This is a genomic window from Paraburkholderia sp. (assembly GCF_035656215.1).
GTDB lineage: Bacteria > Pseudomonadota > Gammaproteobacteria > Burkholderiales > Burkholderiaceae > Paraburkholderia.
In genome coordinates this window covers 1-10,657 of the sequence record NZ_DASRSY010000292.1, presented here as the reverse complement: position 1 = coordinate 10,657, position 10,657 = coordinate 1, and the positions used below count along the sequence as shown (strand labels likewise).

General features: G+C 61.7%; 11 protein-coding genes. 7 read left to right on the top strand and 4 right to left on the bottom strand.

Annotated elements, in window-relative coordinates; all coding sequences use genetic code 11:
* Together VFE81_RS16400 and VFE81_RS16395 are read left to right on the top strand one after the other, a co-directional pair.
* A partial coding sequence (locus VFE81_RS16400; protein ID WP_325045605.1) for a winged helix-turn-helix domain-containing protein occupies window positions 1-406 on the top strand: 406 nt, incomplete at its 5' end.
* Window positions 403-1,803: a heavy metal sensor histidine kinase gene (locus VFE81_RS16395; RefSeq protein ID WP_325045604.1), complete on the top strand. Its 1,401-nt coding sequence runs from the start codon at window positions 403-405 to the stop codon at window positions 1,801-1,803. The genes VFE81_RS16400 and VFE81_RS16395, both read left to right, overlap by 4 nt.
* Before the next feature lie 7 nt (window positions 1,804-1,810).
* On the opposite strand, the gene VFE81_RS16390 is transcribed toward VFE81_RS16395, so the two are convergent.
* The 3 genes from VFE81_RS16390 to VFE81_RS16380 form a co-directional block, all read right to left on the bottom strand.
* Window positions 1,811-2,230 (bottom strand): VOC family protein, encoded by a 420-nt coding sequence (locus tag VFE81_RS16390; RefSeq protein ID WP_325045603.1) that lies wholly within the window; start codon window positions 2,228-2,230, stop codon window positions 1,811-1,813.
* Between the two features lie 79 nt (window positions 2,231-2,309).
* Window positions 2,310-2,876 carry an acyl-homoserine-lactone synthase gene (locus VFE81_RS16385; RefSeq protein WP_325045602.1) on the bottom strand — a complete coding sequence of 189 codons (567 nt, stop codon included), beginning with the start codon at window positions 2,874-2,876 and terminating at the stop codon, window positions 2,310-2,312.
* Between the two features lie 14 nt (window positions 2,877-2,890).
* Complete coding sequence (locus VFE81_RS16380; RefSeq protein WP_325045601.1) at window positions 2,891-3,613, bottom strand: autoinducer binding domain-containing protein; 723 nt, start codon at window positions 3,611-3,613, stop codon at window positions 2,891-2,893.
* A 501-nt stretch (window positions 3,614-4,114) separates the two neighbouring features.
* On the opposite strand from VFE81_RS16380, the gene VFE81_RS16375 reads away from it, so the two are divergent.
* The 3 genes from VFE81_RS16375 to VFE81_RS16365 all read left to right on the top strand — a co-directional run bounded on the left by VFE81_RS16375 (window position 4,115) and on the right by VFE81_RS16365 (window position 6,385).
* Entirely contained in the window at window positions 4,115-5,341 is a 1,227-nt protein-coding gene (locus VFE81_RS16375) for an MFS transporter (RefSeq protein ID WP_325045600.1), read from the top strand.
* Between the two features lie 203 nt (window positions 5,342-5,544).
* Window positions 5,545-5,868 carry a hypothetical protein gene (locus VFE81_RS16370; protein WP_325045606.1) on the top strand — a complete coding sequence of 108 codons (324 nt, stop codon included), beginning with the start codon at window positions 5,545-5,547 and terminating at the stop codon, window positions 5,866-5,868.
* Between the two features lie 214 nt (window positions 5,869-6,082).
* Entirely contained in the window at window positions 6,083-6,385 is a 303-nt protein-coding gene (locus tag VFE81_RS16365) for an antibiotic biosynthesis monooxygenase (RefSeq protein WP_325045599.1), read from the top strand.
* A 79-nt stretch (window positions 6,386-6,464) separates the two neighbouring features.
* Here the strand turns inward: VFE81_RS16365 and VFE81_RS16360 are convergent, their stop codons facing one another.
* Window positions 6,465-7,997, bottom strand: a complete 1,533-nt coding sequence (locus VFE81_RS16360; protein ID WP_325045598.1) for a sensor domain-containing diguanylate cyclase — start codon at window positions 7,995-7,997, stop codon at window positions 6,465-6,467.
* Window positions 7,998-8,298: 301 nt separating this feature from the next.
* Here VFE81_RS16360 and VFE81_RS16355 point away from each other — a divergent pair, with 301 nt between their 5' ends.
* Window positions 8,299-9,231, top strand: a complete 933-nt coding sequence (locus VFE81_RS16355; RefSeq protein WP_325045597.1) for a 2-hydroxyacid dehydrogenase — start codon at window positions 8,299-8,301, stop codon at window positions 9,229-9,231.
* A gap of 145 nt (window positions 9,232-9,376) precedes the next feature.
* On the top strand, window positions 9,377-10,657 hold a 1,281-nt coding region (locus tag VFE81_RS16350), incomplete at its 3' end, for a molybdopterin-dependent oxidoreductase (protein ID WP_325045596.1).

Here is a 10,657-nt window from a genome sequence, read left to right as displayed (position 1 = left end):
CCTCGAACTCGGCGCTGACGATTACCTCGTCAAACCGTTCTCCTTCACCGAGCTGGTGTTGCGTATCCGCACGCTGCTGCGTCGTGGCGTAATCCGTGAAAGCGATGTGTTCGAGATTGCCGACCTCAAGCTCGACGTCCTGCGCCGCAAGGTCACGCGCGAAGGCGTCGAGATTCCGCTGACCAACAAGGAATTCATGCTGCTGCATCTGCTAGTGCGCCGACAGGGCGAAGCGCTGTCGCGCACGCAGATCGCCTCGGAAGTGTGGGACATGAACTTCGACAGCGACACCAATGTGGTCGACGTCGCCATCAAACGGCTGCGCGCCAAGGTCGATCATCCGTTCGAAAAGAAGCTGATTCATACGGTGCGCAGCATTGGTTACACCTTCGGCGACGGCTCATGAAGCTGTGGACCGAACGTTCGTTGACGGCTCGCACCACGGTGCTGTTCGCCTCGATTGCGTGCGTGGTGATCGGCACGCTGGGCGCGTATTTCTATCATTCCGCCGAGTTGTCGTTGCAGCGCCGCGCGGACGTGGTGCTCACCGGCCGTGTAGAGCACTTCAGCCGCATCGTACGCGATCTCTACTCGGTCAGCGAATTGAAGAGCCGGCCTTTGCTGTTCGAGAGCATGCTCGGCGCGGAGGAAGACGTGCTGTTGTTTCGCCGTCCCGGCGAAGCGCCGTTCATCGACGTGAATCCCGCCAACGTTGCGGTGCCTCCTTTGCAGGCCGGCATAGAAGACCGGTTGCCGACGCTCCCGGACATCCGCCAGACCATGCTGCCGGACGGTGTGCCGGTTCACTGGGCGATCGCCGCCGTCAAAGCGCGCGAGGACGGCAGCGAGGTCGAAGTGATCGCCGCGCATCCGATGACTCAGGAAGTGCGGATGCTGGCCGCGTACCGCAATCGCATCGTGCTGGCCACGCTGACCGGTATGCTCGCGGCCACCTTGCTCGCCTACTACGTGCTGCGCCGCGCGTTCCGGCCGGTGCGCGAGATCGCCACGCGGGCGGCGCAGATCAGTCCGGCGAGTTTGTCGGTGCGGCTCGACAGCGAGGCGGCGCCGGTCGAGTTGCGCCAGCTCACGGACGCGTTCAACGCCATGCTCGACCGTCTTGCCGATGGGTACCAGCGCCTCTCGCAGTTTTCCGCCGATCTGGCGCATGAAATACGCACACCGGTGGGCGCCCTGATCGGCCAGACCCAGGTGACGCTCACCAAACCGCGCGATGCCGATGAATATCAGCAACTGCTCGAATCGAATCTCGAAGAGTTGAACCGTTTGAGCCACATCGCGGAAAACATTCTTTTTCTCGCGCACGCGGACCATGCTGCGCTGTCCATCGATCGCGAGCCGGTCGATTTGCACGGCGAACTCGTCAGGATCGCCGACTATTTCGAAGGCCCCGCCGACGAACGCGGCATGCGCTTTACCGTCGAGGCTGATGGCGTGGCGTCGGTCAATCCGATGCTGTGCCGGCGGGCGATCAACAATCTCGTCGTCAATGCGGTGCGATATGGCGCGGGTGATACGGTGGTGCGTTTGAGCGGCACGCAGGACGAAGAGGGCGCGACGGTCGTAGTGGAAAACGACGGCGCGCCGATTCCTCGCGAGCAACTGGACCGCCTGTTCGATCGCTTCTATCGCGGAGATGCGGCACGCAGCGAATTCACCGAATCAAGCGGGCTGGGGCTCGCGATTGTGAAAGCGATCATGCATCTGCACGGCGGCACGGCGCGCGTGGTGTGTCCGGGGCCGGGCGTGGTGAGGTTCGAATTGCGCTTTCCGGGCGCTTAGTGGACGTTCAGCGGACTGCCTGCGTGGCTATGGTCGCGTCCGGCTCGTGGCAACACACGCAGAGCTTGTTGCCATCGGGGTCGCGAAAATACGCGCCGTAATAGTCTGCGTGATAGTGCGGACGCAAACCCGGTGGCCCTTCACAGGCGCCGCCGTGAGCGAGCGCCGCAGCATGGGCACGATCGACCGTGCTGCGGTTTGTGGCGAGCAGGGCCAACATCTGGCCGTTGCCTACAGTGGCGGGTCCGCCGTCGTAGGGCTTGCTGATCACGAACAGCGGCCGCGGCGCGTCGGCCGCCATCCAGCCGGCCCAGCATGCATCGTCGTCGCGGAACTTGAGCCGCAGCCCCAATGTGTCCATCAGCACGCTATAAAAGCCGAACGCGCGCTCGAAATCCGAAATGCCGACGAATACGTGAGAAAGCATCGGAATTGCTCCCCGGTTGCACTGAACTTCAGAGCTGGCGAGTATAGCGGACGCGCGCTGTCCCTATTGCCAGGCGCTATTAGTCGCTTAAGGCCCTCAAACCCACCGCATCGATATCCAGGGAAAACGCCGCGAGACCGTCACCGCCTGTCCGCACCGGGCCGAGAGCCCGCAGCACGAGTCCCAGCCGCCGATAGAGCCGTTCCATGCCGCATGGCGCGACGCCGATCAACTGTTGGAATCCGAAATGTTCGGCTTGAAGAAAAACCTCACGAAGCAATCTGCGCATGCGTTGCGCGTTGAGTTCGGCGCCCGCGTGGCTAGTGGTGAAGCGGGACAATTCCCACGTCGAGGAATCGCAAATCAATGGTACAGAACACAAACCGGCGAACACCTCGCTGAGCAGATAGGGCTGGGTGGTGCGCAGCAAGCGTGCATAGCCGCAAATGCTCCGGTCCGCTGCATAGGCGATGACATTGACGGTGTCTTCCCGGTCGAACTCGTCCCATTCTTCCCGGATACGGGGATTGACTGCGGGGAGGTCCCATTTCATCTGCTCAACGAACACCGCATACCGGTACCGGCCAAGTTGCTGCCTTGCAGCGGGACTCAGGTTTCCCATGATGCTGACTACGATCGTTTCCATCACCCGCTCCGCAGCTAAAGTAGTCCATAGGCGATCGCATAGGCGGTCGCGCTGGTTTTCGACGAAGCGTTAAGTTTCCTCATGCAGTTTTTAAGGTGGAAATTCACCGTATCGGCGGAAATCTCCAACATGTTTGAGATGCCTTTGGCGGACTTGCCGTCCGCGGTCCAGCGCAAGATCTCGATTTCGCGGCGCGTGAGGCTGATGCCGGTGCTGGTGTGTTTCTGCCGTTCGCAGATCGTGCTGATGCACGACATCGACAGGTGGCCGAGCGCCGCGAGAAATGGCCGTAGCGCCCGGATTTCGTCAGGGCTCAAGGCGAGGTCGTCTCGCGCGAGAGAAAGCACGCCGAACTGACCGCGAGCATCCCAGCAGGGCTGGGAAATGCCGATTGCCAATCCCGCCGATTTCGCTTCGTCCCAGACGTGTTTTGCGCCGACAAAGAAATCGTCGCTCCATATCACCGCAGTCAGATCGCCGGAATGGAGTCTGGCGACCGGATCGACTTCGAGATATCTTTTCTCCTGATAGCGCGATATCCACGGTTCGGGATAAGAGCTTTTGATAAAAATATTCCGCGAACAGAATGGGGTACGACTGACATAGCCGAATGCGTAATACGTAAATCCGAGATCGTGAGAGACGCGCGACAGCGTGGAGAATGCATTCTCGATCTGCTCGCAGCTTTGTAGTTCGAAAAACAGATCGTTCCACCATTCGTGGAGGACTCGTGGCATTACAGGGCTCCGCTATGCAGTTGTGTGTAAAGAATTTTTGCAGTCGAATGGGTGCTTGCGATACGGGTATGTGCTGGTAGCCGTCAATTCATGGTTCCGGGGCGGATGGTCTGGTCGATTTCTATCGTAAATCAGATAGGGATGTCTGTGATGCCAAGGGCGGGTTTCCTACCAGTTTTGGGTGGTGGCGTATTGCCGCAGTATTGGCATTTTCGAATTGACTACCAATCCAGGGAGTTGGTGTGAGATGTTGATCGTGTGATCGTCCGGGTTATCAGATTGAATTTTTCATGAGAATGAATTCGTGAATCGAACCTATTTATTTCTTATGCCTTTCTCTAACCTCGTCGATTCTCTGGATTCAGATGACTGATTCTTTCCCGGACAGTTTCGTTATTCCCATTTTCGATCTGCAAAGAGATTGGATCACGCTATCCGGCGAACCGGTCACGCCGTTCTCGCGCGCCTGGGGAGAATGCCGATGACGCGCTTTCTTCCGCGATGGATCGTACTCAGGAGCAAGGGCTTCAGCGCATCGCGTGCCGGAACTTCAGACTGTTCGCCTTCGGCAACAGCCTGTCGTTGATTGGCATGTGGGTGCAGCGGGTCGGTGCCGGCTGGCTTGTGTGGGAGATGAGTCATTCGAGCGTATGGCTCGGCGTGCTCGCTCTCGCCGATCTTTTCCCGACGGTGTTCCTCGCACCGATTGCCGGCCTGATGGCGGATCGTTGCGATCCGCGCCGCGTCATGCTCTATTGTCAGTGGGTCGCGATGGCGATGGCCGTTTTGCAGGCCTGTCTGATTCTCAGTGACGCCAGTTCGATGACATGGCTGCTCGTGGTGACCCTGGTGGTGGGTATCGCCGGTGCACTGTGTCAGCCCACACGCCTTGCGTGGGCGTCGACGCTGGTGCCGCAACAGCAGCTCGGTTCGGCAATCGCCCTCACTTCACTGTGCTTCAGCCTGGCTCGCTTTATGGGGCCGGCGGTCGCGGGCGCGCTCTTGCTGAAGCTCGATCCTTCGGCATTGTTCTTCCTCAGTGCGCTGGGCTATGCCGTCTTCATCGCCGCCATTGTTCGCATTCCGATGAGCCCGCGTCTGCACGACGATATGCCGCGTTCGCATTGGCGACGCGACATCACGGACGGATTTCGCTACCTCGCGGCGGATGCGCCGTTGCGGGCAATTTTTCTTATTCTGATTGCGTGCGCCGTCTGCCTTCGCGGTATCCCCGATATGGCGCCGGCCATAGCGGACGCCATGGTGCAGGGTGGCGCACAAGGTTTCGCATCGCTCGTCGCGGCGGCGGGGGCCGGTGCGCTTGCGGGCGGTATCTGGTTCGGCGGCCGCGACGCGACCGTTCCGCTGGCGAGACTGGTCGAGCGGCATGTGTTGGCCGCTTCGCTGTGCGGGCTCGGATTAGCGTTCACGCAGTATTTCCCGGTGGCCCTGGTCCTGTTCTTTACGCTGGGTTTCTCCGTGGTCGTGACCGGCATCGGCGCACAGACGCTGATTCACCTATCGGTTCCGAAGGCAATGCGCGGACGTGTGCTTGCGTTATACGGCGTGATCTATCGTGGCGGACCGGCGCTCAGCGCGTTGTGGCTCGGCATGTGTGCGCCGCTTTGGGGGCTCCGCGTGGCGCTGGGCGCGGGCGCCCTGGCATGCATGGCGGCATACTGCGCCACGAAACTTCGCGCTCGTCGCCAGAGTCTGCGAGCACGATGACAGGCCGCCGCCGGCTCGGCCGCTTCATCGGCGGGCCGGCCGCAAACGCTCGCCGCGCCCGCCGTCGGGCCGCCGGTTGCGTTCGTACCGTACTGTCGCGACGCAAACCGGTAATACCGATACCGGGATGAGCGGGCAACTGGTTGCGGCTGCGCGCGCCGGATACGATGAAAGACCTCATCCCAACCGGCGGAAAAACTACTATGAAACGCTTCCATATCGCTTTGGCTGTCGCCAGCCTCGACGCCTCGATCGAAGATTACACCCGCCGTCTCGATCAGCCGCCGACCGCGGTTGTACCCGGTCGTTATGCAATGTGGCGCACCGATCTGCTCAATTTCTCGATCAACGAAATGCCGGATAAAGCGGGGCAACTGCGGCACGTCGGGTTCGAAGATGACGAGGTGCAAGGGTACGCGAGCAGCAAGGATGTGAACGGGCTCGAATGGGAGCTGTTTTCGGTTGAGGAGCAGGATCGACGGATCGTCAGTACATACGGCGAGGCGGTGCGGACCGACAAGGGATGACGTGCTTTGTGCCCGGACGCAACCTGATTGCCTGTGCCCGATGTGAGCTGGTGCGGCCGGGTGTGGCCGCATGCGACCCAGATGCGCGCTGGCGCAGCTTCACGAACGCAGGCCTATACTTTGCTGAGTGCTTGACGAGCAGATGCTCTTTACAGCGCTTTGCCGTTTCTGCAAAGCGGATCCATTGTCCCCACTTCACCCAGGGAGTCGCGCCATGGTCAAACTCGCTCTGTACGTTCGTCTTGAAGCCAAACCCGGCAAGGAAAAGGATGTTGAGGCCTTTCTGCTGAGCGGCTTGCCGCTCGTAGAGGATGAGCCTTCGACCACGGCATGGTTCGGTTTGAAACTGGGACCGTCCACCTATGCCATTTTCGACGCTTTCCCAGACGAAGCGGGCCGCGATGCGCATCTGAACGGCAAGGTGGCCGCCGCACTGATGGCGAAGGCTGGCGAGCTATTCGCCACGCCGCCCAGTATCCACAAGATCGACGTGCTGGCATCCAAACTGCCCAGCTGACTGAGCTTCCAGCCCGCCGACACGGAGCGGTCTTTCCAACAATCGAAAACCCCGCGCCAACACGCGACGTGCGCGGGCGTCACTCGCCCGGTGCGTCCGTAGCCGGACGGTTCGCGTAGTGCGCGTGCTTTTCCTCATACATCAGCAGATCGGCGCGCTGCACGCCGGCTTCGAGCCGGTCGCCGCGCTGGCACGTCGCCGCACCCATCGAAAGACTCAGCAGCGAGCCCGGATAAAACTGGTTGTTCAGCTCGACCAGTTGACGGATCGCATCGACCATCGCGGCGCCACCACGCTCGTCCGTGTTCGGCAACAGGATCGCGAACTCGTCTCCGCCGATGCGCGCCGCATGAAAAGGTGCGTCCGTCGCCTTGGCGAGGACTTCGCCGGCGCGCCGTAACAAGGCGTCGCCGGCCGCGTGGCCGAGCTGGTCGTTCACGCGTTTCAGGCCGTTCAGATCGGCCATGATGATCGTCACCGGCCACGGACCCTTGCGCTCCAGCCGGTTCAGCTCATCCACGTAGAACGAGCGGTTGCGCAGCTTGGTCAGCACGTCATGCTTGCCCAGGAACTCCAGGTAAGCTTCGGCTTTCTTGCGCGCCGTGATGTCGGTGAGGGCCACTAGCACCAGATCCCAATTGCGTTCGTGGCCCGGCAGGACGGAGAACTGCAGGTGCACGTGCACCTCGCTGCCGTCGAGTGAATAGTTGAGCACTTCGCGTTGCTGGAACAGTTTGCCGTCCCATAGATCGATCAATTGCTCGCGGAAATGCGCCCGCATGTCGTCGCGGAACACGTCGGGCAGACGCGCCAGCAGCGTTTTTTTGTCTTTCGCCGCGAACATGTCGAGCGTGTGCTGGTTCACGTCGAGCACGTGAATTTCCTGCATGCAGCGCTCGACAAACTCGGGATGCACGTCAGTGAACACGCGAAAATCGCTGATGCCGGCTGCACGCGCGTCGTCGAGCAAACGCTTGACCGCGCTGAAATCTTCCACCCACAGCGACACCGGTGAATATTCGAACAGGCCGCGCACATACTGTTCGGCCAGCGTCATGCGATGCCGCGCGCCTTCCAGTTCAGTGATGTCTTCGACGGAGACGAGCACGCGGTCCCAGCGTGCTTCATGGCCGGGCAGCACGGCGCCCTTGAGAAGCACGTCGAGCCGGCGTCCGCCGAGCGTGTAGTTGACCGTCTGGCTCGTGAACTGCGCTTGCCCAGCCCACAATTGGCATAGCTCTTCGAGGTGCGTCTTGAGCATGTCGTCGCGGAACACCGAGGCGAGATTGCCGGTGAGCGCGTCGAAATCGGCGGCCTCGAATTGCGCCAGCGTCTTCTGATTGACCTTGATGACGCGGATGCTATGCGCGCATTCGGCGACAAGGCTCGGATTCCCGGCAAAATGAGCACGCAGATCCGTCACACCTTGTTCCCGCCATGCGTCGAATAGCGTGCGCACGCCGCTGAAGTCTTCGAGCCAGAGCGAGACGGGCGCGAGTTGGAACATTTCGGTATCGTCCCGCAATCCCACAAGGGGACTTCCTTCCGGGCGAGGGACTTCTTGCGGGGTGTCGTTGGCGGGCGTTGAGCCGCGCGGGAGGGTGTCCTGCATGAGATTCCCATGGCCGGAGTTCCGGCTATTCTAAGACGGCTTGGGTTTGGCGAGGAAGAAAGACGCGTGACGTGTCCTGCTTACGTCGGTCCATTCAATAAGATAACGGCGTGGTTCAGATGGACTTTAGGCGCATGGCCGGCGGCGAGTCGCAGCAGGGCACGCTTGCTTGCGGGCACCTGTGACGGCTGGTGATCGCTTGTGACCGCTTGTGACCGGCTACCAGCGGGGCTGCGGGAGGCTTGTTACACTGACTTGTTGTGCCTCCCGTCCGTCACCGTCCTAAGAAAAAACGCCCGCTATGAAGCCATCCCTGCTGGTTCTAATCACCTTGAAAGACGCAAGCCGCGCCAATGTCGAGGCCGCTTTCGACGTCGTCTATGCACCCGACACCACCCAACGGACCGCCGCGATTGCCGAGCATGGCGGGACGATCCGCGCCGTGCTGACCAACGGCACGAACGGGCTGACGGCCGCTGAAATCGACCAGATGCCGCAGCTCGAGTTTGTCAGCGCACTTGGCGCGGGCTATGAAAACCTGGCCATGGACCACGCCCGCTCGCGTGGCATCGTGCTCGTCAATGGCGCGGGCACCAACGACCATTGCGTGGCCGATCACGCGTTCGCCTTGCTGCTCGCGGCGGTGCGCGACGTGCCGCAACTCGACCAGGCCACGCGCGAGGGCGTCTGGCGCGACACGTTGCCGATGCGCCCGAACGTTTCCGGCAAGCGGCTCGGCATCGTCGGGCTCGGCGATATCGGCGAGAAGGTCGCGCGGCGTGGCGCCGGGTTCGATATGGAAATCGGTTATCACAACCGCAAACGGCGCGAAGGCTCGTCGCTGCGCTATTTCGACAGCGTGCAAAGCCTCGCGCAGTGGTGCGATTTCCTGATGGTGGCGACGCCCGGCGGCGCCGGCACGCGTCATCTGATCGGCAAGGCGGTGCTGGACGCACTCGGGCCGGACGGTTTCGTGGTCAACGTCTCGCGCGGCAGCGTGGTGGACACCGCTGCGTTGGCCGAAGCGCTCGCTGCCGGCACGATCGCCGGGGCGGGCCTCGATGTCTACGAGGGCGAGCCGGATCCGCCTGAAGCCTTGCTGACGCTGCGCAACGTGGTTTTGACGCCGCATGTGGGCGGCCGCTCGCCGGAGGCAATCACCGCCTCCGTCGACAATTTTCTGGGCAACGCCCGGCGCCATTTTGCGGGCGAGGCGGTGTTGACGCCGATCTGACATCTGAAGGCAAACTGAAACCATCAGCGCAGCGGATAGTTTCTGTCACAAATCGTGATTTCCCTTGTGGACCCATGGCGAATAGGATGGTCGGTATCGAACCCACATCGCTTCGACACAGCCGGAGCCGCGACGGAGATCCCGCATGGAACACCACGCCCGCACGCAGGACGAACGGCTCGAGATCAAGACGACCACCTGCTATATGTGCGCCTGCCGCTGCGGCATTCGGGTGCATCTGCGTGAAGGCGAGGTGCGCTATATCGACGGCAACCCGGACCATCCGCTCAACCAAGGCGTGATTTGTGCGAAGGGCGCCTCGGGCATCATGAAGCAGTACTCGCCCGCGCGTCTGACCCAGCCGTTGATGCGCAAGGCGGGCGCGGAGCGCGGCAGCGCGCAGTTCGAGCCGGTGTCGTGGGAGGTCGCGTTCGACGTGCTCGAAAAGCGTCTTGCCACGATTCGCGCTACCGATCCCAAGAAATTCGCGCTCTTCACGGGCCGCGATCAGATGCAGGCGCTCACCGGCCTCTTCGCCAAACAGTTCGGCACGCCTAATTACGCGGCGCATGGCGGCTTCTGCTCGGCCAATATGGCGGCCGGCATGATCTATACGATCGGCGGCTCATTCTGGGAATTTGGCGGTCCGGATCTGGACAGCGCCAAACTCTTCTTCATGATCGGCACGGCGGAAGATCATCATTCGAATCCGCTCAAGATCGCGATTTCCAAATTCAAGCGCGCGGGTGGACGCTTCATCGCGATCAATCCGATTCGCACCGGTTACGCCGCAATTGCCGACGAATGGGTGCCCATCAAACCGGGCACCGACGGCGCGCTCTTCATGGCGTTTCTGCATGAACTGATCGCGGCCGACGCCTGGGATCACGAGTTCGTGCAGCGCTATACGAACGCGGCGGAGCTCGTCGATCTCGACGAAGCCAGCGAAAACTTCGGCCTGTTCGTGCGCGATCCGGATCGGCCTGCCGGCAATCCGCTCTTTCCGCAAAATCATCTCTGGTGGGACGCCGCTGCCGCGCGCGCCGTGCCGCATCATGCCCCCGGCGTGACGCCCGCACTCGACGGACGCTATACGCTCGACGACGGCACGCCGGTCACGCCGTCGTTCGCCTTGCTGCGCGAACGCGTGGCCGACTGCACGCCCGAATGGGCCGCCGGCATTACCGGCATCTCAGCGGATACGATTCGCCGCCTCGCTGGTGAAATGATCCAGACCAGCCGCGATCACCGGATCACGCTGCCGATCCGCTGGACCGACGCGTGGGGCGAAACGCATGAGACTGTCACCGGCAACCCGGTCGCTTTCCACGCGATGCGCGGGCTGGCCGCGCATTCCAACGGTTTCCAGTCGATCCGCGCGCTGGCGGTGCTGATGTCGATGCTGGGCACGATCGACTGCCCCGGC

Bases quoted from the DNA above. Each gene is read 5' to 3' on its own strand.
- VFE81_RS16395 (WP_325045604.1), top strand. From the start codon at position 403: ATGAAGCTGTGGACCGAACGTTCGTTGACGGCTCGCACCACGGTGCTG.
- VFE81_RS16390 (WP_325045603.1), bottom strand. From the start codon at position 2,230: ATGCTTTCTCACGTATTCGTCGGCATTTCGGATTTCGAGCGCGCGTTC.
- VFE81_RS16385 (WP_325045602.1), bottom strand. From the start codon at position 2,876: ATGGAAACGATCGTAGTCAGCATCATGGGAAACCTGAGTCCCGCTGCA.
- VFE81_RS16380 (WP_325045601.1), bottom strand. From the start codon at position 3,613: ATGCCACGAGTCCTCCACGAATGGTGGAACGATCTGTTTTTCGAACTA.
- VFE81_RS16375 (WP_325045600.1), top strand. From the start codon at position 4,115: ATGGATCGTACTCAGGAGCAAGGGCTTCAGCGCATCGCGTGCCGGAAC.
- VFE81_RS16370 (WP_325045606.1), top strand. From the start codon at position 5,545: ATGAAACGCTTCCATATCGCTTTGGCTGTCGCCAGCCTCGACGCCTCG.
- VFE81_RS16365 (WP_325045599.1), top strand. From the start codon at position 6,083: ATGGTCAAACTCGCTCTGTACGTTCGTCTTGAAGCCAAACCCGGCAAG.
- VFE81_RS16360 (WP_325045598.1), bottom strand. From the start codon at position 7,997: ATGCAGGACACCCTCCCGCGCGGCTCAACGCCCGCCAACGACACCCCG.
- VFE81_RS16355 (WP_325045597.1), top strand. From the start codon at position 8,299: ATGAAGCCATCCCTGCTGGTTCTAATCACCTTGAAAGACGCAAGCCGC.